This is a genomic window from Winogradskyella psychrotolerans (genome assembly GCF_018860565.1).
GTDB classification, from domain to species: Bacteria; Bacteroidota; Bacteroidia; order Flavobacteriales; family Flavobacteriaceae; genus Winogradskyella; species Winogradskyella damuponensis.
On record NZ_JAHKPS010000022.1, the window covers coordinates 776,840 to 801,972 of the forward strand.

Annotated in this window: 21 protein-coding genes and 1 tRNA gene; 19 read left to right on the forward strand and 3 right to left on the reverse strand. The window is 33.6% G+C overall.

The window, feature by feature from the left end; genetic code table 11:
- Window positions 1–16: 16 nt before the first annotated feature.
- Together KO504_RS12260 and KO504_RS12265 are read left to right on the forward strand one after the other, a co-directional pair.
- Window positions 17–2,161 carry a carboxy terminal-processing peptidase gene (locus tag KO504_RS12260; protein WP_215927236.1) on the forward strand — a complete coding sequence of 715 codons (2,145 nt, stop codon included), beginning with the start codon at window positions 17–19 and terminating at the stop codon, window positions 2,159–2,161.
- A gap of 8 nt (window positions 2,162–2,169) precedes the next feature.
- Window positions 2,170–3,264 carry an ABC transporter permease gene (locus KO504_RS12265; RefSeq protein WP_215927238.1) on the forward strand — a complete coding sequence of 365 codons (1,095 nt, stop codon included), beginning with the start codon at window positions 2,170–2,172 and terminating at the stop codon, window positions 3,262–3,264.
- Between the two features lie 9 nt (window positions 3,265–3,273).
- Here KO504_RS12265 and yihA read toward each other — a convergent pair whose 3' ends face one another.
- Together yihA and KO504_RS12275 are read right to left on the reverse strand one after the other, a co-directional pair.
- Complete coding sequence (yihA, locus tag KO504_RS12270) at window positions 3,274–3,891, reverse strand: ribosome biogenesis GTP-binding protein YihA/YsxC (RefSeq protein WP_215927240.1); 618 nt, start codon at window positions 3,889–3,891, stop codon at window positions 3,274–3,276.
- A 94-nt stretch (window positions 3,892–3,985) separates the two neighbouring features.
- Window positions 3,986–4,750: an alpha/beta fold hydrolase gene (locus KO504_RS12275; protein WP_215927242.1), complete on the reverse strand. Its 765-nt coding sequence runs from the start codon at window positions 4,748–4,750 to the stop codon at window positions 3,986–3,988.
- Between the two features lie 285 nt (window positions 4,751–5,035).
- On the opposite strand from KO504_RS12275, the gene mraZ reads away from it, so the two are divergent.
- The 17 genes from mraZ (at window position 5,036) to KO504_RS12360 (ending at window position 22,677) form a co-directional block, all read left to right on the forward strand.
- On the forward strand, window positions 5,036–5,506 hold the full coding sequence (gene mraZ / locus KO504_RS12280; protein ID WP_215927245.1) for a division/cell wall cluster transcriptional repressor MraZ: 471 nt from the start codon (window positions 5,036–5,038) through the stop codon (window positions 5,504–5,506).
- Entirely contained in the window at window positions 5,493–6,389 is an 897-nt protein-coding gene (rsmH, locus tag KO504_RS12285; protein WP_215927247.1) for a 16S rRNA (cytosine(1402)-N(4))-methyltransferase RsmH, read from the forward strand. Before mraZ ends, rsmH begins: the two co-directional genes overlap by 14 nt.
- Window positions 6,386–6,712, forward strand: a complete 327-nt coding sequence (locus tag KO504_RS12290; protein WP_215927249.1) for an FtsL-like putative cell division protein — start codon at window positions 6,386–6,388, stop codon at window positions 6,710–6,712. Before rsmH ends, KO504_RS12290 begins: the two co-directional genes overlap by 4 nt.
- 57 nt (window positions 6,713–6,769) lie before the next feature.
- Window positions 6,770–8,728, forward strand: coding sequence for a penicillin-binding protein (locus KO504_RS12295; protein ID WP_215927443.1), 1,959 nt, complete (start codon window positions 6,770–6,772; stop codon window positions 8,726–8,728).
- A complete protein-coding gene (locus KO504_RS12300) occupies window positions 8,725–10,188 on the forward strand; it encodes a UDP-N-acetylmuramoyl-L-alanyl-D-glutamate--2,6-diaminopimelate ligase (protein WP_215927251.1) in 1,464 nt (487 codons plus the stop codon). Before KO504_RS12295 ends, KO504_RS12300 begins: the two co-directional genes overlap by 4 nt.
- 70 nt (window positions 10,189–10,258) lie before the next feature.
- Entirely contained in the window at window positions 10,259–11,500 is a 1,242-nt protein-coding gene (mraY, locus tag KO504_RS12305; RefSeq protein ID WP_215927253.1) for a phospho-N-acetylmuramoyl-pentapeptide-transferase, read from the forward strand.
- Window positions 11,500–12,831 (forward strand): UDP-N-acetylmuramoyl-L-alanine--D-glutamate ligase, encoded by a 1,332-nt coding sequence (murD, locus tag KO504_RS12310; protein ID WP_215927255.1) that lies wholly within the window; start codon window positions 11,500–11,502, stop codon window positions 12,829–12,831. The genes mraY and murD overlap by 1 nt, the downstream gene beginning before the upstream one ends.
- A 47-nt stretch (window positions 12,832–12,878) precedes the next feature.
- The gene (locus tag KO504_RS12315) at window positions 12,879–14,069 is read left to right on the forward strand and encodes an FtsW/RodA/SpoVE family cell cycle protein (protein ID WP_215927257.1); all 1,191 of its coding nucleotides are present in this window, start codon (window positions 12,879–12,881) and stop codon (window positions 14,067–14,069) included.
- Window positions 14,070–14,198: 129 nt separating this feature from the next.
- A complete protein-coding gene (murG, locus tag KO504_RS12320; protein ID WP_215927259.1) occupies window positions 14,199–15,305 on the forward strand; it encodes an undecaprenyldiphospho-muramoylpentapeptide beta-N-acetylglucosaminyltransferase in 1,107 nt (368 codons plus the stop codon).
- Window positions 15,302–16,648, forward strand: a complete 1,347-nt coding sequence (gene murC / locus KO504_RS12325; protein ID WP_215927261.1) for a UDP-N-acetylmuramate--L-alanine ligase — start codon at window positions 15,302–15,304, stop codon at window positions 16,646–16,648. The genes murG and murC overlap by 4 nt, the downstream gene beginning before the upstream one ends.
- Entirely contained in the window at window positions 16,641–17,363 is a 723-nt protein-coding gene (locus tag KO504_RS12330) for a cell division protein FtsQ/DivIB (RefSeq protein WP_215927263.1), read from the forward strand. Before murC ends, KO504_RS12330 begins: the two co-directional genes overlap by 8 nt.
- 3 nt (window positions 17,364–17,366) lie before the next feature.
- Complete coding sequence (gene ftsA, locus KO504_RS12335; RefSeq protein WP_215927265.1) at window positions 17,367–18,698, forward strand: cell division protein FtsA; 1,332 nt, start codon at window positions 17,367–17,369, stop codon at window positions 18,696–18,698.
- A gap of 65 nt (window positions 18,699–18,763) precedes the next feature.
- On the forward strand, window positions 18,764–20,704 hold the full coding sequence (gene ftsZ / locus KO504_RS12340; RefSeq protein WP_215927267.1) for a cell division protein FtsZ: 1,941 nt from the start codon (window positions 18,764–18,766) through the stop codon (window positions 20,702–20,704).
- A 162-nt stretch (window positions 20,705–20,866) separates the two neighbouring features.
- Entirely contained in the window at window positions 20,867–21,313 is a 447-nt protein-coding gene (locus KO504_RS12345) for a GatB/YqeY domain-containing protein (protein ID WP_215927269.1), read from the forward strand.
- A gap of 41 nt (window positions 21,314–21,354) precedes the next feature.
- Window positions 21,355–21,428 (forward strand) — tRNA-Arg (locus KO504_RS12350).
- Window positions 21,429–21,661: 233 nt separating this feature from the next.
- Window positions 21,662–22,039: a hypothetical protein gene (locus KO504_RS12355; protein ID WP_215927271.1), complete on the forward strand. Its 378-nt coding sequence runs from the start codon at window positions 21,662–21,664 to the stop codon at window positions 22,037–22,039.
- A 101-nt stretch (window positions 22,040–22,140) separates the two neighbouring features.
- Window positions 22,141–22,677 (forward strand): hypothetical protein, encoded by a 537-nt coding sequence (locus tag KO504_RS12360; protein WP_215927273.1) that lies wholly within the window; start codon window positions 22,141–22,143, stop codon window positions 22,675–22,677.
- Window positions 22,678–22,777: 100 nt separating this feature from the next.
- On the opposite strand, the gene KO504_RS12365 is transcribed toward KO504_RS12360, so the two are convergent.
- Window positions 22,778–24,904, reverse strand: coding sequence for an FUSC family protein (locus tag KO504_RS12365; protein ID WP_354667395.1), 2,127 nt, complete (start codon window positions 24,902–24,904; stop codon window positions 22,778–22,780).
- Window positions 24,905–25,133: the final 229 nt, after the last annotated feature.

The window sequence follows — 25,133 nt, forward strand, 5'->3', positions numbered from 1 at the left end:
AATAAATAAAAGAAGAATGAAAGGGAATTATAAGTTTTTACTGCTAGCGTTGTTAATAGCGTTCGCTTCATGCAGTTTTACAACTAAGAAATTTGAAGATCCAGATAAAGATAAATTGCTTATACAACTTATTACGTATCTCTTAGATCAAGGTCATTTTGATCCAAAAGATATTAATGATGATTTTTCAACGCATGTTTTTGACGTTTATTTAAATAATTTAGATCCGTTTAAACGTTATTTCTATGAATCAGATATCGAAGAATTTGAAGCATATAGGGATAAAATAGACGATCAAATTAAAGCTTATGACGTCTCGTTTTTTAACCTTACACACGAACGCCTGTTGCTGCGTATTCAAGAATCTAAAAAGATTTACACAGATGTGTTAGAAAAGCCTTTCGATTTTTCAAAAGAAGAAAATTATAATGCAGATTATGAAGCACTCACTTATGTTACAAATAAGCGAGAAATGAAAGAACGTTGGAGGCAACAACTTAAGTTTTCTACTATTGCTAATTATGATGATGCTCTTTCTCAGCTTTCTTCTGATGAAGAGTCAGGTGAAGAAGTAAAACCAAAAGAGAAGAAGTCAATTAAAGAAGTAGAAGCTGAAGCACGATTGACAACCAAAAAATCATTAGATGAGCTTTACGATTACATTGAGGACAGAAGACGTCAAGATTGGTTTTCTGTATATATTAATGCTATTGTAGAAGAGTTTGATCCACATACGTTTTACTTTGCGCCAGAAGACAAAGAGCGTTTTGATAGAGATATTTCTGGGAAGTTTGAAGGAATAGGCGCACGTTTACAAAAGAAAGTTGACGGTATCATGGTCAATGAAATTATAAGTGGTGGACCTGCTTGGAGAGCCAATGAATTGGAGGTTGGCGACCAGATTCTTAAAGTGAAACAAGAGGATGAAAAAGAAGCAGTTAACGTCGTTGGTATGCGTTTAGATGATGCTATTAAATTTATTAAAGGACCAAAAGGAACTGTTGTAACATTAACTTTAAAGAAAGTAGATGGTACTATTCAAGATATATCTATTAAGCGAGATGTTGTAGAGTTAGAAGAAACCTATGCAAAATCGTCTATAGTAGAAAAAGAGGGTAAAACCTTTGGGATTATCAATTTGCCTAAGTTTTATATCAGTTTTGAAGATTATAACGAAAGAAATGCAGCTTCAGATATTAAACAAGAAATTTTAAGATTAAAAGAACAAGGTGTTGAAGGTTTGGTGATGGATTTAAGAAATAATGGAGGTGGTTCTTTACAAACAGTTGTAGATATAGCAGGCTTATTTATTGAAGAAGGTCCTGTTGTGCAAGTAAAAACTACAGGTGAAGCTAAAGAAGTGCTTAGTGATAAAGATAAATCAATAGTTTGGGATGGACCGTTAGTTATTTTAGTTAACGAATTATCGGCTTCGGCTTCTGAGATTTTGGCGGCAGCAATGCAAGATTATAAAAGAGGAATTGTTATTGGTAGTAAACAAACCTATGGTAAAGGTACTGTGCAAACTGTATGGGATTTAAACCGAATGGTAAGGAATAATACGAAAGGAGATATGGGAGCCTTGAAGTTTACAACTCAGAAATTTTATAGAATAAATGGTGGTTCAACGCAATTAGAAGGAGTTAAGAGTGATGTGGTGGTTCCGGATCGTTATAGCTATATTGATATTGGTGAAAAAAACCAAGAAAACCCATTACCATGGGATAAAATTGATGCAGCAGATTATGATGTTTGGGAAAATTATTTTGATTATGAAACCACAATTAGCAAGAGTAAAGCGCGTATGGCAGCAAATGAGCAGCTAAAACTTATAGATGCTAATGCGCAGTGGGTTAAAAAAATAAGAGACCGTGAAAATTATTCGTTAAACTATGATGCCTATAAAAAGGAAATGGAAATTAATGAAGAAGAAGCCAAGCGTTTTTCGAAATTATCAGAATATAAAACAAACCTAACTTTTAACTCTTTGCCTTACGAATTAAAATTGATGGATAAAGATTCTGTGTTAATGGAAAAAAGAAACCGTTGGCATACAGCTTTATCAAAAGACGTATATGTTGAGGAAGCTATAAATGTACTTAATGACTTAAGAATGACTTATGCTATTAAAAATAAAGTAGCAAATTCTGTGAAGAATTAATGTTATAAATGAGCAATCAAAGTAATTCATTATCAAAATTGGCGCTTCAAAAGTTCAAAAAAAACTTTTGGGGCGTTTTTAGTATGGGAGTTATTGCTTGTATTGGGTTAATTTCTGTATTTGCATATCTGTTTGCTCCTGATGCTTCAAAAAATGCAAATCAGATGCATTTGTCTATTCATTCTAAACCACCTGGATTTCAAGTTCAAATGTTAACTATTCCATCAGGAATTGAAACAGAACAAAACTTTTTTTCAAAATTATTTTTAGGATCTAACAATACTGATACTGAAATCCCTATTCAATCTTACAGCTTAAAAAATGGTGTTTTACATTATGTGGAATATGCTTCTGATGGATTACAAGGTATAGAAAAGCAAATAGAGTTATCAAGGTTTCCAGATTCCAATTTCAATGATTATATAGAGAATAGAAGCTTTGTTTTTGGTACGGATAAATATGGAAGAGATTATTTAAGCCGAGTTTTAATAGGTTCTCGTATTTCTTTCTTTATTGGTTTTGTCGCTGTTTTTATATCGTTAATAGTTGGGCTGTTAATGGGAAGTTTGGCTGGTTATTACGGTGGTAAGGTCGATGCTTTTATTATGTGGATTATTAATATCACATGGTCTATTCCAACCTTATTATTAGTTATTGCTATTACTTTAGCCTTAGGTAAAGGTTTTTGGCAAGTTTTTATTGCTGTAGGGTTAACAATGTGGGTAGAAGTGGCAAGAGTAGTAAGAGGGCAGATTATAAGTGCTAAGGAAATGCAATATGTAACCGCAGCAAGAGCTTTGGGGTATAATGATTACAGAATTATAACAAAGCACATCTTACCTAATGTTTTTGGTCCCTTAATTGTGATTTCAGCGGCTAATTTCGCTGCTGCAATTTTAATAGAAAGTGGATTGAGTTTTTTAGGTATTGGTGCGCAACCGCCAATGGCAAGTTGGGGTGCTATGATAAAAGATCACTATAATTATATCATATTAGGAAAACCATATTTGGCTTTAATACCTGGCTTTTGTATTATGGTATTAGTAATGGCTTTTATGTTGGTTGGTAATGCGCTTAGAGATGCTTTAGATGTAAAGGCCTAGTTTTTTATATTACAGATTAGACCTTAATTGTTCAATCTCTTCATTTGTCGTTGCAATAAACTCTAAAACGTCGTCTTTGCCAATGCTTTTAGAAGAAGATGTTATAAAATAAGGAGGTAGTTCTTCCCAGAATTTAAGCAATTCTTTGCAATATTCGTCAACTTGTCGCTCTATGGCCTTAGGTTTTAATTTGTCTGCTTTGGTAAATATAATACCAAAAGGAATTTCACTTTCTCCTAAATACTGCATAAATTCTAAATCAATAGGTTGCGGTTTGTGTCGCACATCTACCAATACAAATGCAGAAACGAGTTGCTGGCGTTGTTCAAAATAATTAGTAATAAACTTCTGAAACTTTTGCTTAGAACTCTTAGAAACACGAGCATAACCATAACCAGGTAAATCTACCAAATACCAATCTTCATTAATAATAAAATGATTGATTAATTGTGTTTTTCCGGGTCTTCCAGATGTTTTTGCTAAACTTTTCCTGTCGGTTAGCATATTTATAAGTGAAGATTTTCCAACATTACTTCTGCCTATAAAAGCGTATTCTGGTAAGTTGTTTTTAGGACACTTTTCCACTTCGGAATTACTAACTACAAATTCAGCTGATTTTATTTTCATCTCTCGTTCCTAACAAAGTAGGAATCTTTTAAATTAAACTTAAGGTAATATATATGCGATTTATACTTTTTGCAAAAAAAAACGTCAAGCGGTTTTAAAATCCGCGTTTTTCAAGCCAAGCATTTAAAATTGTATTAAATTCTTCAGGGTGTTCCATCATAGCGGCATGTCCACACTTATCAATCCAGTGCAATTCAGAATCTGGTAACAGTTCATGAAATTCTTCAGCAACCTCAGGTGGTGTCACGGTATCATTCTTTCCCCAGATAATACAAATCGGAGTTTCCATCTTAGGTAAATCCTTAGCCATATTATGTCTAATAGCGCTTTTTGCAATCGCTAAAGTTTTTATTAGTTTGTTTCTGTCGTTAACCGTTTCGTAAACTTCATCTACAATGTCTTTTGTTGCAACTGCTGGATCGTAAAAAACATCTTGGGCTTTCTTTTTTATAACTTCGTAATCACTACGTTTAGTGTAACCACCTCCCATAGCGCTTTCGTAAAGCCCTGAGCTTCCTGTAATAATAAGGGCTCTTACTTTTTCAGGATTTAGTTTTGTGTAGTATAAGCCAATATGTCCACCAAGAGAATTTCCTAATAAAATAACATCATTTAAGCCTTTAAACTCAATAAAAGCTTTTAAGTAATTGGCAAAGCTTTTTACGTTAGTTTTTAGTAGTGACATGGTGTAAATAGGTAGTTCTGGAATAATAACCTTATAGCCTTTTGAGCTAAAGTGTTTAGTCACAGCATCAAAATTACTGAGCCCACCCATTAATCCATGCAACACGATAATTGGTGTGCCTTCGCCTACTTCAATATATCTATAATCCTTTTCTTTTTTTAAAAGGTGTGTCATTTGCAAGTTAGTGCTTATGTGTTAAAAACAAATATAACCAAATCCTTTAGAATATAAATATTATCAATAAAATATCAATTTTTTTTATCTGAGAACTTCTAGGTTAACGATGTTAATAATTCCCACTTTGAAAATTATAGTACGTAAGTCGAATTTACTGGCTTTAAAATAATTTGAATGTATTTCAAATCAAAACTTATCAACAAATGTGGTAGAATGTGGTAAAAAGTGGTGATTTTTTCAATATCTTTGAATATTAATCGTTAAAGTGGTAAACGAAACCTTTTGAATTCATTTATAGGAACATACGAATGTAAAGCTGATGCCAAAGGAAGGCTAATGATACCTGCTGTGCTAAAAAAACAGTTGTCATCGGCCTTACAGGATGGTTTTGTTTTAAAGCGCGCTGTATTTCAGCCGTGTTTGGAGCTGTATCCAATGTCTGAATGGAATAAGATGATGGAGAAAATAAATAAGCTCAACCGTTTTAAGAAAAAGAATAATGATTTTATTAGACGTTTTACTGCTGGAGTTAAAATAGTAGAGGTAGATAGTGCTGGGCGATTATTAATTCCGAAAGATTTAATCGGTTTTTCTGGTATTACTAAAGCGGTGGTTTTGGCCTCTGCGGTAAATATTCTTGAAATCTGGGATAAAGATAAATACGAACAAGCTATTGATGATGCGGCTTCAGATTTTGCTGATTTGGCCGAAGAAGTCATGGGACAAGAGGAAGATGACAATGGATTATCATAATGCAGTATTACTAAAAGAAACCGTTGATGGTTTAGCTATTAAACCAGATGGAGTATACGTCGATGTTACGTTTGGTGGTGGTGGTCATAGTAGAGAAATTTTATCTAGGTTAGGACCTAACGGAAAATTGTATGCTTTTGATCAGGATAAAGATGCTTTAGCAAATGCAATTGATGATAATCGTTTTGTGTTGATTAATGAGAACTTTAGATTCATAAAACGGTTTTTAAGATTTTATGGAGCTAAAGAGGTTGATGGTGTTTTGGCAGATTTCGGAGTGTCGTCGCATCAGTTTGATGTTGCAGAGCGTGGTTTTTCTACGCGTTTTGAAGCGGATTTAGATATGCGAATGAATCAAGATAGTAAGTTGTCTGCTTTTGAAGTTGTTAATAATTATGATGAAGAGCAGTTAAGAACGGTCTTGTTTCAATACGGTGAATTGCGACAAGCTCCAGCAATGGCGAGGGTCATTGTTGAAGAACGTAAGCAAGCGGAAATAAAAACAAGCGAACAATTAAAGGCGGTTTTAAAACCGTTTTTAAATCATCAAAAAGAGAATAAGGTTTTGGCGCAAATCTATCAAGCAATTCGTATTGAAGTGAATCAAGAAATTGAAGTGTTAAAAGAATTGTTGCTTCAGACACCTGAAATCTTAAAAAAAGAGGGGCGTTTGAGTTTTATCTCATACCATTCTTTAGAGGATAGATTGGTGAAACGTTTTATTAGAAATGGACTGTTTGAAGGAGAACCTGAAAGAGATGTGTTTGGGAATTTTGAAGTGCCTTTAAAAAAAGTGGGAGGTTTAATTGTGCCTTCCAAAGAAGAAATAAAACAAAACAATAGAGCTAGAAGTGCGAAACTGAGGATTGCTAAAAAAATATGAAAAAAAACATATACGGCATATTAAAAGGGAAGTTTCTAATCAGTGATGATTCGTTTAAAAATTGGCGTATCATCATTTTTATTTCATTTCTAGCAATCATAATGATTGCAAGTTCGCATAGTGCGGATCAAAAAGTATATGAAATCGCAAAGTTAACTAATGAAGTAAAAGAGTTGCGTTCGGCATTTGTAGATAAAAGAGGAAAGCTTATGCAGCTTAAAAAAGAATCTTTTGTAGAAGCCGAAATGAAAGATAAAGGAATTGGGATTTCTTTAAACCCACCAACAAAAATAATAGTAAAATCACAAAAGCAAGAACGATAAGCTTTGGCAATAACAGAAAAAAACATATTGAACAGATTGTACTTCGTAGCAGGCTGCATGTTTGTCTTTGCCTTGGCAGTGGTGTTTAAGCTGGTTAGTATTCAGTTTGTTCAAGGTGATGAGTATAGGGCTCTTGCCGAAAAGAATACAACTAGAGATTTTCCAATCCCTGCAAATCGTGGAAATGTGTATTCTGCAGACGGAAGTTTGTTGGCGACTTCAATACCTAAGTATGATATTAGAATTGATGCTATTCAAGCTAAAGACGCAACATTCGAAAAGTATATCAATGCTTTGGCTGATTCGCTTCATGTTTATAAAGGGAAACCAGCATCTTATTATAAGAATATTATTAGGAAAGCAAGAAAAAATAAGAACAGATATTTCCTTTTAGCACGAAATATTAGTTATTCTGATTATATCCGAATGCGCAATTTTCCTTTGCTAAATCTAGGAGCAATTAAAGGAGGTTTAATTGTAGAGCAAACAACAAGACGTGAGCATCCAATGGGAGGTGTAGCCGAGCGTACAATTGGCTATGAAAGAACAGATGAGAATGGAGATGTTACAAGGCCAGGAATTGATGGTGCTTTTGGGGTGAAGTACTTGCAAGGAACAAATGGTAAGCAGCTCAAACAAAAAATAGGTAATGGGCAATGGAAACCCATAAGAGATGGTAATGAAATTGAGCCAAAAGACGGCTATGATGTTTATACCACTATAGATGTTAATATTCAAGATATAGCACACCATTCTTTGTTGAAGCAATTAGAACTTTATGAAGCAGATCATGGTTGTGTGGTGGTAATGGATGTTAAGACTGGCGAGATAAAAGCAATTTCTAACTTAGGAAGAAATAAAAAAGGTAAGTATTACGAGCGTTTAAATTATGCGGTTGGAGAAAGTCATGAGCCTGGTTCTACATTTAAAGTCATGGCGGTAATGGCTGCTTTAGAGGATAAGGTAATTGATACAGCAACAGTTGTTGATACCAAAAAAGGACGAAAATCTTTTTATGGTAGAGTGATTACTGATTCAGGAAGAGGATATGGTGAGATTTCAGTGGCAAGAGCTTTGGAGGTGTCTTCAAACATAGGAATGGCAACGATTATAGATAGTCATTATTCAAAACAACCAGAAAAATTCTTAAATAGATTGAGCTCGTGGAAGCTTGATAAAACTCTAGGTGTAGCAATTATTGGAGAAGGAAAACCAGATATCCCAAAACCTGGTGCTTCAAACTGGAGTAGAAATGCTTTGCCATCTATGGCTTATGGTTATAATTTAAGAATGACACCACTTCAAACCTTAGCTTTTTATAATGCAATTGCAAATGGTGGTGAGTTGTTGAAGCCTCGTTTTTTGAAGTCTGTAAAGTCTTTTGATAAAAATATTGAAGTGTTTGATAAGGAAGTGCTTGTTGGTAAAATATGCTCTGATAAGACTTTAAATGAAATTCAAGACATATTAAAGAATGTTGTAATTCGTGGCACAGGTAGACGAATGTATTCTGAAACATTTTCTATGGCAGGAAAAACAGGAACCGCTAGAATAGACTATGCAAATTACGAAAAGTGGAAAAAAGACAAAAAATATGTGTCGTCTTTTGCCGGTTACTTTCCGGCTGACAATCCAAAATATTCTTGCATTGTGGTTATTCATGAACCAAGTACCAAAGTAGGATATTATGGAGCTGATGTAACTGGTCCAGTGTTCAAAAGAATTGCTCAAAAAATTTACACAGATACACCAATTGTAGATGAAATTGATACGCTCAATTTTGAAGATAATTTGGCAAATGAAGAGTTCGAAAGTTATTTTGAAAATTCTCGAAAATATAAAGAGTTAATGCCTAGTGTAATTGGAATGCCAGCAATGGACGCTATCGCATTATTAGAAAATTTGCAAGTTGATGTAAAAATAAAATTAACAGGAAGTGGCATTGTTAAAAAGCAGTCTGTAGAGAAACATCAAAAATTACAAACCAATCAAACTATTGTTTTAGTGGCATCATGATGGTATTAAAAGATATATTATATAAGGTTACAATTAATGCTGTCGTAGGTAGTACAGGTATTACTGTGGGTAAAATAGAATTCGATTCGCGTCAGATTCAAACCAATGATGTTTTTGTGGCAATTTCAGGAGTGGTTACAGATGGTCATAAGTATATTGAAAAAGCAATTAAGGATGGTGCGACAGCTATAGTTTGTGAGTCGCTTCCAGAGCAACTTCATGATGGGATTACTTATGTTGAAGTCGCAAGTTCTAATGAAGCTTTAGCTTATATGGCTAATAACTTTTATGGGCAGCCTTCTGAGAATTTAAAATTAATTGGAGTTACAGGTACAAACGGAAAAACAACCGTTTCGAGTTTGTTATATCAATTATTTAAAAAAGCAGGTTATAAAGTTGGTTTGTTGTCTACGGTAAAAATTATGGTAGACAATACGAGCTATAAAGCTACACATACCACACCGGATTCATTAACCATCAATAAGTATTTAAAAATGATGAACGCTGAAGGTGTAGAGTTTTGCTTTATGGAAGTGAGTTCGCATGGTATTCATCAGAGCAGAACAGCGGGTTTAAGGTTTGAAGGTGGCATTTTTACAAATCTGTCTCACGACCATTTAGATTATCATGATACGTTTGCTGAGTATAGAGATGTTAAGAAAAAGTTCTTTGATCAATTGCCAAAAGAAGCCTTTGCCTTATCTAATATAGATGATAAAAATGGCTTGGTTATGTTTCAAAATACACAAGCTAAAAAATATACCTATGCTTTAAAAAACTATGCAGATTACAGAGCGCAGATTTTAGAAAGTGAATTTAGTGGTTTGTTGTTAAAGGTTAATGATAGTGAGTTATGGACGCGTCTAATAGGCAGTTTTAACGCTTATAATATTCTTGCAATTTATGGTGCAGCTGAATTATTAGGCTTAGAAAAAGATGAGATTTTAAGGCTTATCAGTGAGCTCGAAAACGTAGCTGGACGCTTTCAGTATTTTATTTCAGGAAAACAAGTGACTGCGATTGTAGATTATGCGCATACGCCAGATGCTTTAAAAAACGTATTGGAAACTATTAATGACATCAGAACTAAAAATGAAGAACTGATTACAGTTGTGGGTTGTGGAGGAAATAGAGATAAAACAAAACGACCTAAAATGGCGCATATCGCTTCGGCTTTAAGTACAAAAGTGATTTTTACAAGCGATAATCCACGTAATGAAGTGCCTGAAACCATTATTGAAGATATGGAAAAAGGGGTTGAACCTCAAAATTTTAAAAAAACATTGGCTATAACAGATAGAAGGCAAGCCATTAAAACAGCTTGTCAAATGGCAGGGCCAAAAGATATAATCCTAATTGCAGGAAAAGGCCATGAGAATTACCAAGAAATTAAAGGTGAACGCTTTGATTTTGATGATTATAAAATTGTTCAAGAGTATTTAAAACAATTACAAGAGTAGCTTATTCTGCAGGGCGTCAAAAAAAACTTGCAAGCACTAAAAAAAAGTAGAAAACAAACAATAATAAAGAATGCTGTATTACCTATTCGAATATCTAGAAGAACAGTTCCAATTGCCTGGCGCATCGCTGTTTGGGTTTATAACCTTTAGAGCTGCTGTGGCAATCATATTGTCATTGTTAATTTCTACGATATATGGTAAGCGTATTATTAAGTTTTTACAGAAACAACAAGTAGGAGAAACGATTCGAGATTTAGGATTAGAAGGTCAAGTAGAAAAGGCAGGAACTCCAACAATGGGTGGAATTATCATAATACTAGCCACGCTTATTCCTGTATTGCTACTAGCGAAGCTTGAAAATATTTACATCATTCTGCTAATTATTACAACGCTTTGGATGGGAACCATTGGATTTATTGATGATTACATTAAAAAATTCAAAAATGATAAGGAAGGTTTAAAAGGGAAATTTAAAGTATTGGGTCAAGTAGGATTAGGAATTATAGTTGGAGCAACATTGTTTTTTCATAATGATGTCACTATAAAAGAAAAATTACCAATTCAACAACAGAATGAGTTAAGGGCTGAAAACCCAGATGTACAAGCATCAAAATTATTTAAGCCTGAAGAGAAGTCAACCAAGACAACGATTCCTTTTGTAAAAGATAACGAGTTTGATTACTCTGATTTAATCACTTGGATAAGTCCAGATTTAGAAAAATACGCATGGATAGTTTTTATTTTGGTCAGTATTTTCATCATCACCGCAGTGTCAAATGGAGCTAATCTTACAGATGGCATTGATGGTCTTGCTGCAGGAACATCGGCCATAATTGTGTTAACCTTAGGCATTTTTGCTTGGGTGTCAAGTAATATTGTTTTTTCAGAATACTTAGATATAATGTATATCCCAAGAGCAGAGGAAATAACTATTTATATCGCTGCATTTGTTGGTGCTTTAGTTGGTTTTCTGTGGTACAATACTTATCCAGCTCAAGTTTTTATGGGAGATACAGGAAGCTTAACCATTGGTGGAATTATAGCTGTAATAGCCATTGCTGTTAGAAAAGAATGGTTAATTCCAGTATTGTGTGGAATATTTCTAGCAGAAAACTTATCGGTTGTTTTACAGGTGAGTTATTTCAAGTATACACGAAAAAAGTTTGGAGAAGGACGACGCATTTTTAAAATGTCGCCTTTGCATCACCATTATCAGAAGTCTGGCTATCATGAGAGTAAAATTGTAACCCGTTTTTGGATTGTTGGAATTCTACTAGCTATTATAACTATAGTAACCTTGAAAATTAGATAATGAAAAGGCTGGTAATTCTTGGTGGAGGTGAAAGTGGAGTAGGAACAGCGCTTTTAGGAAAAGCAAAAGGATACGACGTATTTGTATCAGATAAAGGAAAGATTAAAGAAAAATATAAAGACGTTCTTTTAAATAATGAGATTGAATTTGAAGATGAACAGCATACGGAATCAAAAATTCTGAATGCAGACATCGTCATGAAAAGTCCTGGTATTCCAGATAAAGTGGCTTTGGTGAAACAAATTCGTGAAGCAGGAATTACAGTGGTTTCTGAAATTGAATTTGCTTCCAAATTTACGGGGGCGACTTTAGTTGCAATTACAGGAAGTAATGGCAAGACCACAACGGCAACCTTAACACATCACTTGTTAAAACAAGAATTAGATGTTGGGTTAGCTGGGAATATAGGTGATAGTTTCGCGAAGCAAATTTTAGAAAAAAATCATGATAACTATGTGTTGGAGATTAGTAGTTTTCAATTAGATGATATCATGGATTTTAAACCAAAAATTGCGGTTTTAACCAATATTACACCAGATCATTTAGATAGATACGATTATAAGTTTGAAAATTATATCGCCTCAAAATTTAGAGTGGTAGAGAATCAAACAGAAGACGATTATTTTATATATGATGCTGATGATGAGGTTATTTCAGACTATATGAAAACGCATCAAATTCGATCAAAAAAATTGCCTTTTTCATTAACAAAAGTTATTGAGCAAGGCGCATATTTAGACAACAATAAGATAATAATAACAATAGATAATAATAAAATCATTATGCCAACAAAGAATTTAGCATTAGAAGGAAAGCACAACGTGAAGAATGCAATGGCAGCTTCTACTGTGGCACATTTACTTAAAATTAGAAAACAAACTATACGAGAAAGTTTGGAGAATTTTCAAGGTGTTGAGCATCGTTTAGAGCATGTATTAAAAATTAATAAAGTGCAATACATTAATGATTCAAAAGCAACAAATGTAAATGCTACTTATTTTGCTCTTGAAAGTATGGATGCTCCAACGGTTTGGATTGTTGGAGGTGTTGATAAGGGCAATGAATATAGAGAATTGTTTCCTTTTGTAAACGAAAAAGTTAAAGCTATTGTTTGTTTAGGAGTAGATAATTCAAAGCTTATAGAGTCATTCGGAAAAATGGTTGATGTAATTATTGAAACGCAATACATGAGTGAAGCGGTAAAAATAGCATATAAGCTTGCTCAAGCTGGAGATAATGTGTTGTTATCACCTGCATGTGCTAGTTTCGATTTATTTGAAAATTATGAAGATAGAGGACGTCAATTTAAAAATGCCGTTCGAAATTTATAAATGAGATATTAGAGATGAATTAGGGGCTCATCTATAAAAGGTTAAGCATGCAAAACATATTTAAACAAATAAAAGGAGATAAAGCTATTTGGGCAATAGTCGCGCTATTGGCTATATTTTCGTTTATGCCTGTTTATAGTGCTGCGAGTAATTTGGCAAATATTGGAAATACAAATACATTTTCATTGCTTGTAAAACACTTTATGCACTTGCTTTTAGGTTTTGTAATTATGTTTGGGGTTCATAAAATACCATATAAATACTTTCGTGGGTTATCTATGGTTATGATTCCCATTGTGTTTGTGCTGTTGCTTGTTACTATGTTGCAAGGGACAACCATTGATGGTGCAAATGCGAGTCGTTGGATTCAGATTCCTATTGTGAATATGTCTTTTCAAACTTCAACGTTGGCAGCTGTTGTTTTGATGGTTTATGTGGCAAGATATTTGTCAAAAATAAAAGATAAAGAAGTTAGTTTTAAGGAATCGTTGTTACCGCTTTGGGGACCAGTTTTTCTAGTCTTAATTTTAATTTTACCTGCCAATTTTTCTACAACAGCAATCATTTTTACAATGATAATGATGCTGGCATTTATTGGTGGTTATCCAATAAAGTATCTTTTAATTATTGTAGGGACAGGCTTATTAGCTCTTACAATGTTTGTTCTGGTAGCTAAAGCATTTCCAGATGCGATGCCAAATAGAGTAGATACATGGATGAGTAGAATTGAAAATTTTACTAATGATGGAGATACCGAAGCTGATTATCAGATTGAAAAAGCAAAAATAGCTATTGCTACTGGTGAAATTAAAGGTTTAGGACCAGGAAAAAGTATTCAGAAGAATTTCTTACCTCAGTCGTCTTCAGATTTTATTTTTGCCATTATTATAGAGGAATATGGTCTTATAGGTGGAGTGTTTATACTGATTTTGTATTTATGGTTCTTGTTTAGAGTAGTGGTGGTGAGTCATAAATCGGATACCATATTTGGAAGGTTATTGGTTTTAGGTGTTGGTTTGCCAATTGTATTTCAAGCCTTAATAAATATGGCAGTTGCTGTTGAGTTATTTCCGGTGACTGGCCAGACCTTGCCCTTGATTAGTAGTGGAGGAACATCTATTTGGATGACATGCTTGTCCATAGGAATTATTTTAAGTGTTAGTGCTAAACGTGAAGAATTAAAGGAGAAAGAAGATGCAGAAGATAATCCATTAGCCATATTAAGCGAAGCAATTTAAATGAAAAAATAAAAGAGAGTTAAGAGTCAAGAAAAAAATGAATTTAGAGTAATTTGAATTGAGTTATTGTCTCCTTGAGGGGATTTTAAGGCTGTTTTTACTAAAGTTAAAACGTTGGAATTTTAAAGATTGAAAAATAATAAGACATATCGATTTATCCTATCAGGAGGAGGAACAGGAGGGCATATTTATCCTGCGGTTGCGATTGCAGACGAGTTAAAGTCGCGCTATCCTGATGCCAAGTTCTTGTTTGTTGGTGCTTCTGATCGCATGGAAATGGATAAGGTGCCACAAGCCGGTTATAAAATTGAAGGCTTATGGATTTCTGGGATCCAACGCAAATTAACATTGAAGAATTTAGCATTCCCGTTTAAACTATTAAGCAGTTTGCTGCGTTCAAGAAAAATTGTAAATGCGTTTAAGCCAGATGCCGTTATTGGAACCGGAGGTTTTGCTAGTGGTCCATTGTTGCAGGTGGCTTCGTCAAAAGGTATACCAAGTTTAATTCAGGAACAGAATTCATTCCCAGGAATTACAAATAAGTTGCTGGCAAAAAAAGTGAATACCATCTGTGTGGCTTATGAAGGGTTAGAAAAATTCTTTCCAAAAGCTAAAATTAGGTTGACCGGTAACCCAATTAGAAAAGATTTGTTACATGTAAAAGATAAGCATATTGAAAGTAAAGATGTCTTTAAGTTAACACACAATAAGCAAACACTTTTAGTTTTGGGCGGGAGTTTAGGTGCAAGACGGATCAATCAGCTTATAGAAGAAAATATCAATTTTTTTGAAGCACAAGATATTCAAGTCATATGGCAATGTGGAAAACTGTATTACGACCAGTACAAGCAGTATAACGAATTAGAGCATGTGCAAGTTCATGCGTTTTTAAATCAGATGGATTTGGCTTATGCCGCTGCAGATGTTATTATTTCTAGAGCAGGTGCTATTTCGGTTTCGGAATTATGTATTGTTGGCAAGCCAGTGGTTTTTATACCATCGCCAAATGTGGCAGAAGATCATCAAACTAAAAATGCAAAATCGGTTGCAGATAAAAATGCCGCTGTTTTAATACGAGAAAAAGATTTGAATACTGATTTTCAAAACGAATTTTCAGAATTAATTTCTAATAAAAATAAACAAAGCGAATTAAGTAAAAATATAGAAGCCTTAGCATTGGTAAATGCAACAAATGCTATTGTTGATGAAGTTGAAAAATTATTAAAAAGTAAATGAATTTCGGTAAAGTAAATAACGTCTATTTTATTGGTGTCGGAGGTATCGGAATGAGTGCTATTGCGCGTTATTTTGTAGCCAATGGTAAGCAAGTGTCAGGTTATGATAAAACACCTACTGAAATTACAAATTCGCTTGAGGAGGTAGGTGTTACTATTCACTTTGAAGATGATATTAAAGCTGTTTCAGAGGTCTTTTTAAATCCTGAAAACACACTTGTAGTATATACGCCTGCAATTCCTAAAAATCATTCAGAATTCAACTATTTTAAAGCTAATGGTTTTAATGTTTTAAAACGTTCTACAGTTTTAGGTGAAATTACCAAGCAAACCGTTTGTCTTGCTGTTGCGGGAACACATGGTAAAACAACTACAACAAGTATTTTAGGGCATTTGTTACATGTGTGTAATGTGCCTGTTACGGCGTTTTTGGGTGGAATAAGTGAGAATTATAATTCCAATTTAATTATTAACGGAACAGAAGTTACAGTTGTAGAAGCCGATGAGTTTGATCGTTCGTTTTTAACCTTGTCACCAGATTTGGCCTGCATAACATCAATGGATGCAGATCATTTGGATATTTATGGAAATGCAGAAGCGCTAGTAAGTACCTTTAAGGAATTTTCAGAGTGTATAAAGCCAAACGGAAAATTATTTATTAAAAATGGTTTGCCGTTAGAGGGGATTACTTACGGAATTGAAGACGATTCTGATTATTGTGCTCAAAATATCTCTATAGCAAACGGTAGTTATGTTTTTGATGTTAAGACACCAAGTGGGATTTATAAAAATTTCAAGTTTAGCCTGCCAGGCAGACACAACTTATCTAATGCAATAATTGCATTGGCTATGGCTGCAGAATATGGTTGCTCTTATGAAGAACTCGCTAAAGGTTTAGAAACTTACCAGGGTGTAAAGCGCAGATTTACGTATCAGATTAAAACAGATAATTTTGTGTTTATAGATGATTACGCGCATCATCCTGAAGAAATTAATGCAGTACATCAAGCCGTAAGGGAAATGTATCCAGATAAAAAGGTATTGGCTATTTTTCAACCGCATTTGTTTAGTAGAACAAAAGATTTTGCAGATGGATTTGCAGAAAGTCTTTCAAAATTCGATGAATTATTGCTGTTAGATATCTATCCAGCAAGAGAATTACCTATAGAAGGAGTAACGTCTAAATGGCTTCTAGATAAGATTGAAAATTCGAATAAAAAATTAATTCAAAAGACAGAAATAATTAATGAAATTAAAAAATCTGAAGCTCAAATCGTTTTAACAATTGGAGCTGGAGATATTGGAGTTGAAGTTAAACATATAAAAGAAGCTTTCTATGTTTAAAATAAATTATAACTACATAAAAATCATTGGTTTAATTGTTTTGGTGAGTTTTTTGTTTGCCTTTTCTAATCAAAGAAATAAAACTAGAAAAGTAAGCGAGCCTAACATCACATTCTTAGGAGAAAACAAATTGTTTATAACAGATGCGAATGTTAGTAAATTGTTAATAGTAAATCAGGAACCTGTTTCGGAGCAACCTAAAGAAATTATAGATTTGAATAAATTAGAATCTGCCCTGAAATCTAATCCAATGATAAAGCAAGCGGAAGTGTTTATGTCAGTAAACGGTGCACTTTCGGCTGAAATCGAACAGAAACGACCTATTGCAAGAGTGCACACAAATGCGTCATATTATATCGATGATGAAGGTGGTTATATGCCTTTGTCTTATAATTATGCAGCAAGGGTACCACTCGTTACTGGTAATATTGAGAAAAATAAGCTCGAAACAGTCTTTCAATTTGCAAAAACTGTAGATGAAGATGATTTCTTAAAGAAACATATCATTGAGATTCGTCAAAATGACGATAATACTATTGATTTTAAAATTAGAAAATGTGATTTTACGGTTCATGTAGGAACTTTAAAACAACTCAAAAAAAAGATGAATAATTTTAAGGCTTTTTATCAAAAAGCTTTAAAAGACCAAGTTTTAGATCATTATTCAAAAGTGAATTTAAAGTTTGATAAACAAGTTATTTGCACCAAAAAGTAAATTATGGACAAGCAAAACATTTCGGTAGGCCTAGATATAGGAACCACAAAAATTGTGGCCATGATTGGTCGCAAAAACGAGTATGATAAAGTAGAAATCTTAGGCTTAGGTAAAGCCAAAAGTATGGGTGTGCATCGTGGTGTGGTAAATAATATCACCCAAACCATTCAGTCTATTCAACAAGCAGTTCAAGAAGCTGAGGCTGCTGCTGGTGAAAAAATTGAAGATGTTACCGTTGGTATTGCAGGTCAGCATATACGTAGTTTGCAACATAGCGATTACATTACGCGCCCAAATTCTGATATGGTTATTGATGAAGAGGATATTGATCGTTTAATCAATCAGGTTCACAAATTAGTAATGCTTCCTGGCGAAGAAATTATTCATGTGTTACCACAAGAGTTTAAAATTGATGGTCAGGCCGAAATAACAGAGCCAATAGGAATGTATGGTGGACGTTTGGAAGCCAATTTTCATGTTGTAGTTGGTCAGGTATCATCGATTAGAAATGTTGGTCGTTGTATACAAAGTGCAGGCTTAAATTTAGAAGGTATTACGCTAGAGCCTTTAGCTTCGGCAAATGCTGTTTTAAGCAGAGAAGAAAAAGAAGCTGGTGTTGCGTTAATTGACATAGGAGGAGGAACAACAGATTTGGCTGTATTTAAAGATGGTATTATCCGTCACACTGCTGTTATACCTTTTGGAGGAAACGTAATTACTGAAGATATAAAAGAAGGCTGTTCAATTATAGAAAAACAAGCTGAACTTTTAAAAGTGAAATTTGGATCGGCGTGGCCAGGAGAAAACAAGGATAATGAAATTGTTTCTATTCCTGGATTAAGAGGAAGAGAACCAAAAGAAATTACATTAAAAAACTTGTCTAAAATTATCCACGCTAGAGTCGTAGAAATTATAGAGCAAGTTTATGTCGAAATAAAAAATTACGGTCACGAAGAGCAAAAGAAAAAACTAATTGGTGGTATTGTTTTAACAGGAGGTGGAGCGCAGCTCAAACACTTAAAGCAATTGGTAGAATATATCACAGGCATGGATACTAGAATAGGCTATCCTAATGAACATTTAGCTGGTGATAGTGACGAAGATATAGCAAGTCCATTATTTGCAACAGCAGTTGGTTTAGTTATGGATGGCTTAAAGCGTCAAGAACGTAAAAAAGTAGAAGCAATTGAAGAAGAAATGATTGCGGCTGTAGAAGAAGAACAAATGCAAGAGCCAGAAATGGATGTTGTAGTAGAAGAACCAAAAAAAGAACGACGTTCATTTTTAGATAAGCTGACGGAACGCGTAAAGGATTTTTTGGACAATGCGGAATAATACGCAATAACAAATTATCTAAATAGAATTAAAAATAGAATTGAAAACCCATAATCATAATTAAAATGAGTAATAGCAACGAATTTGGAAACATTTCATTTGATTTGCCAAAGCACCAATCAAACGTCATCAAAGTAATTGGTGTCGGTGGAGGTGGAAGTAACGCCATCAATCACATGTTTCAGCAAGGTATTAAAGGAGTTGATTTTGTAATCTGTAATACAGATTCTCAAGCACTTCAAAATAGTGGTGTTCCAAACAAAATACAATTAGGTGTTGCCTTAACAGAAGGTTTAGGAGCAGGTGCCAATCCAGATGTTGGAGAAGAAGCAGCAATAGAAAGTCTAGAAGACATTCGCAGAATGTTAGATACCAATACAAAAATGGTATTTATAACTGCAGGAATGGGTGGCGGAACAGGAACAGGTGCTGCACCAATCATTGCTAAAATGGCTAAAGAACTCGATATCTTAACGGTTGGAATTGTAACTATGCCATTTCAGTTTGAAGGTAAAATGCGTAATGCACAAGCCCAACGTGGTATAGAAAAATTGCGTTCTCATGTAGACTCATTAGTTGTGATTAACAACAATAAACTTCGTGAAGTATACGGAAACCTTGGGTTTAAAGCAGGTTTCTCTAAAGCAGACGAAGTATTATCAACAGCATCTCGAGGTATTGCAGAAGTTATAACACATCACTACACTCAGAATATTGATTTACGTGATGCTAAAACCGTATTAAGTAATAGTGGTACAGCGATTATGGGATCTGCTACTGCCTCTGGTCAAACTAGAGCACAAGAAGCTATTATGAGTGCTTTAGACTCTCCATTACTTAACGATAATAAAATTACAGGAGCTAAAAACGTATTGTTGCTAATCGTTTCTGGGTCTCAAGAAATTACTATCGATGAAATCGGAGAAATAAATGATCATATTCAAACTGAAGCTGGATTTGGAGCCAATATTATTATGGGTGTTGGTGAAGATGAAGCGTTACAAGAATCTATTTCTGTAACTATTATTGCTACAGGATTTGATTTGGATCAGCAGAATGAAATTTCTAATACGGAAACTAAGAAAGTTATTCATGCTTTAGGTGAAACAACAGAAACAAGTACACAAGAAAAAGAGCCTGCGATTATTACACCAGATATCGTTTTAGAAAAAGAAAAAGAGACACCAATTGTTCGTCACACTTTGCTTGAAGAAGAAGTCGAAGAAGAGGTAAAGAAAGAGCCAAAAGCGGAAGAAAACAATGGAACAGACTTAATCGCTACAACAGATTTATTGAAAAATATGAATGTGGTTTATGATGAAGTTTTAGATAAAAAACCAGAAGCTACAATTGAGCCTGAAGATTTTGTGATTACTCCAATTGTAAATAAAGCGGAAGTCATTGAAGAACCAAAAGAAGAGCAAATCACTTTTTCTTTTGATTTACCATTGGCAAATAAAGCAGAGGAAAAAGATGAAGAGCCTAAAGCTAAGGAAGAAAAAATGTTCTTTAGTTTAGAGGAAGAAGTTAAGGATATAGATGTTAATGCACCTGTAGAAATTATCTCAGTAACAGAGGTTAATGAGCAAGGTGAAAAACGTTATGCATTAGATGATTTTGAAACATTTCATTCCTCTATAAATACTAAAAAGGAAAAAACAGAAGTAAAAGAAGAAATTGTTTTTGAAAAGAAAACAATTCCTATGGATGAAGCAGCAGAAGTTAAAGAAGAAGAGATTGATCCAATGAACAGTCCTATCTCTGAGTTGCTTATTGCTCGTGCAGATGAACGTAGAAGAAAAATGAAAGATTTCAATTATAAATTTAATGATGCTAAAATAAACGAAATCGAAAAAGTACCTGCTTACAAAAGACAAGGTGTTAACCTGGAAGATGCACAGCACTCTTCTGAGATTAAAGCTTCTAGAATGTCTGTTGGAACCGATGAAAATGACGATATTCAATTAAGAAGTAACAATTCATTTTTACACGATAACGTAGATTAGTAGCAAGTTTAATTTATTGTGTTAAAGCACTTAAGTCAAGCCCAAAAAGTCCCTCAAACTTTTTGGGCTTTTTGTTTATAGCGGCTTTTGTTTTAGAGCTAATCTTACATCACGTAAGCAAAACTTTTTCTATCTTCGCATTTCTTTAAAAAGAATACAATTATGAGTTTACAAGTAGATATAATGACTGCTATGAAGGCAGCAATGAAAGAAAAAAATCAGATAGCTTTAGCTGCTTTGAGAGCTGTAAAATCAGAGATATTATTAGCGCAAACATCAGGTAGCCAAGACGGTTTGTCTGAGGAAGAAGAAATAAAAATTTTATCTAAGTTAGTAAAGCAACGTAAAGATAGTGCTGCAATATTTACGGAGCAGAATCGTAATGATTTAGCAGAACCAGAATTAGCACAAGCAGAAGTGATCAGTCAATTCTTGCCAGCTCAACTTTCTGAAGAGCAAATTACAGAAGAAGTAATGACAGCCATTGCAGCAGTTGGTGCAGAAGGTATGAAAGACATGGGAAGAGTTATGGGAATTGTAAGTCAAAAATTAGCAGGACAAGCCGATGGAAAGACGATTTCTAATATTGTAAAGGCAAAGTTGTCTTAGATGTAAATATGAATAAGACACCTGTTTTTACAGGTGTTTATGGCCTCGTAGTTCAACTGGATAGAATATCAGATTTCGGCTCTGAGGGTTGGAGGTTCGAATCCTCTCGAGGTCACGAATAAATAGTTTCAGAACGGAGCTTAAGGGATGCGTAGTAATCCTTGAGCTCCGTTTTGTTTTGTTAAAAATGAGAGTAAGCTTTATCTCTCATTTTAAGTCTATGTTTAAAGCTGGTTGCTTACAGTTTAATATGAAAATAGCAACATGAAAAAGACAATAATTTAACAATCATTTTGCATTCGATTTCAGAATTATAGATTTACTTTGTACTGTAATTTGAATTCAAAAATGTTTAAAACACTTTTTAGTATAGTATTGTTTATTGTTAGCATGAGTGCTTCTGCTAATACTATCAATATTCAATTTCTCAATAGTGATTTAGAATCTTCAAATAGTTATAAAGCCTCTTCTTCAGGTGAAGTCTATCAATTTTTGTCAACAGAGCATCTGTTTTTTGATATACAAATAGAGGATTACAGTGTTGTTAGTATTTCTTATGCAGAGCCTGTAATTTCGGATGAGCTTCAGGCAAAAAAACACAGTCTTAACAATCTTAGTAAACAGCTTACGGCGACACAGCGCTCACAATTTACTATTGCAGAGCGGCTTAGTTTTTACAATTTTCATTTACGGGAAACCCTTTTTCCATTTCATTCGTTTTGGTAAAATAAGTGTAAATAACATCATGTAAAAGTGATGTCGGAATATGGACTAAAACGCCATATTAATCTTTATACACTTAAAAATTATATCCAAAACAAATTATCATGGAAACAGGATTATTTATTATCGATGCGATTATTATCGCTATCGTTATTCTGCCTTTTGCATTATTTATAAACGGAAGAGCAAAAAGAAAAAAACAATTACGTAAAGCAATAGAAACAGAAGCAGCACAGCACAACTGTAAATTAACAAAACTTGAAATGTATAATAACTTTGCACTAGGTGTTGACACTGATGCGCAAAAGTTGTTTTTTTATAAAGCAACAACAGATGTCGTTTTTGCTAAAGTTGTCGATTTAAAATCAGTTGCTGTTTGTAAAATAATAAAAGAAACGAAGCGCGTTAAAAACAAATCTAAGCATTATGATGTTATTAATAAGTTACAATTATCTCTTATAAACCATAATCGAGATGATGTCACCTATTTAGAATTTTATAATAATGATGATGAAGTGACTTTAAGTGATGAGCTTAGTGTTGCGCAAAAATGGCAAGATTATTTAAATGAGCTTTTGGCTTCAAAGAGTGGGGTTTTAAGCTCTCAAAAAGAAGATCATATGGCTGTTGCAATGAATTGATTATAGTGTGATTTAATTATTTAATTAGTAAAACGTCTTTCAGTATTATATTGAAAGGCGTTTTTTTTATTTTGGTGGAGTAAAGTTGTTAGAAGTAATGCTATTTGGACCTAAACTTGGATGTTAACTTCAGCATTTTTTCACTTAAGCTAAACAACCAATACAATTGTTCCCAAACTAAATGAGCTTCCTTATTAGTCCGTTCGCTATGAGATTGTGAAATAGCTTCATTACTGATATGGTTGGTAGGAAAGTTAAATGGTTCTGGTTTAAAACTGGCGCCTTTAGGTTTTGGTTCTTTAAAATTAATACCCTTTAATTGAGAACAGACATTATTGAGGTTGCTATCAATTTTATCAGATATCATTTTAAAATCTTCTGAAGCTTTAGAAGTCGCATGGTTTTGAATGTATGTACTTAACGATGCTAAAGAGGCTAAGAAGCTATGATTAATAACAACAAGTTCGTAAATGTCTTCTATGTGGTTTTGTTTTGATTCTGGTTCTTGAGCCATTCGCTGAAAAGCAGAGCTTAAATTAGACATTTGTAAAAAAGCTTCTTTTCGATTTACTTTTAAACTTGTAGGTACATGCCCTTTTTTTTGATAAAAGTTGCTAATAGATTTAAAAAAGGCAGCATTGGCCTTTAAACTATCTTTAATATTATCTCCAATCTCCATAATTGACCATGCAGGCCATAGCCATCGCATGGTTATAAAAGACAATGCGGCACCAATTAAGGTATCAATAACTCTAAATTGAATAACGGTTAAAATATTAGGCTGTAAGATGGCATAAATAAAAATAACACTTAAGGTTATAAAGGTTGCTGAGGCTTTATAGTTCTTCTGAACCATAGAAAATGCCACGACTAAGGACAGTACACCTACTGCACCATAAATATAAGGGTCGTTAATTAGAAATACGAGGCCGCTTGCAAGAGTGGCACCTATTAATGTGCCAATAATTCGGTCTTTAGAACGTGTTTTTGTGAGTCCATAACTAGGTCGCATAATGACGATAATAGTTAGAATAATCCAATACGGATTTTGAAAATCGAAAAATAGACCAATACCATAACCTAGCATTACAGCTACAGATAATCGTAAAGAGTGTTTAAAAATAGTAGACCTAAAGCTTAGGTTTCTAAGTAATAACCTTGGATTGTAGTCTTGCGAATCAATAAAACGTTTTAGCTTGTCATTTTTAATATAATCGTCTGAAGTCAGCTCAGGATTACCTAATAACCATTTGATTTTTTTTAATTTTTCAAATTGCTTTTTTTGATAGTCTAGGAGATTTTGGAGCATTAAAAAGCGTTCGTAATCTTCAATATGGTTTTCGTTTTTAAACTTTAAAATATCATTTTCAAGCGTTTTAAAGGTTTCTGACAGTATGTTGTTAGAAGGGAATTTTTTCGACTTATTGAGATCTTGTGCAATAGCGCGTAATTGAAGAGAGAATTCAGAAAGCAACTTTTGAAAATCGGTTTTAAACTCAGGATGTGCATCAAAAAGCATATCCATTTTATTGTAGTTTACAGGATTTGCAATAGCAGTTTCTAATAGTTCTACCAATTGAATGAATATTAATAATCGTCTGCTTTGATAATTCGATTTACCAGAGCTTTTACGAGATAAGATTAATATTTCTCTTAAAGTATCATGATGTTCTGTTAATTCACTTTGTATATTTAAGAGTTGTACCTGTAAGTCGTCTCTGTTGGGTTGTTCGCCAATGAGCTGTCTTCTAATATCTAAAAAACTAGCTGTGAGTAGGAATGTTTGAGTTAGGGTTTCTTCGGTTTGAGCTTTGGGATTAATATAAAACCATAATGTTGAAAGTAATAAATACCATATACCGCCAAGACCAATTAATAAGGCATATTGATACACTTCTAAGGTGCTAGAAGTATGAGCAAAACTTAAAACCAATGCTAATAATCCTGAAAAACTAATTAGCGATGCTCTAAATCCGTAAATTGAAATAAAGGCAATACAAAAGGTTAGAAACCCTAGAATAGGAAAAAGTAAGAAGTTTGAAATGTCAAAATAACCACCAATAAAGCTTATTACTACCACAAGAATAGCCGAAAAAAGAATCCCGACTTGTTTGTGTTTTAATCTTCCGCTAACATCACTTGGTGAGCACCAAAAAGCACCAAAACAAATGGCCAAGCCAATTTCAAAATGGTTGGTTGCAATACCTAATATAATAGGAGTTGTCACTGCAATACCAATTAAAACGGCTTTTGAAAAGCTAGTGCTTTTAAAGAATTCTAATAATTCTTTAGCGTGTTTTAGGATAAAAGTTAAAATGAGATTTTATATTTTATAATTCAGTACAAAGATACAACTTGAATAAGGAAGACCTCATAAGTACTATTGACTATTGAATTATTTTAAGAAAAAAAAGCTGATAATTTTCGAGATTTTGAAAATTATCAGCTGCTTAATA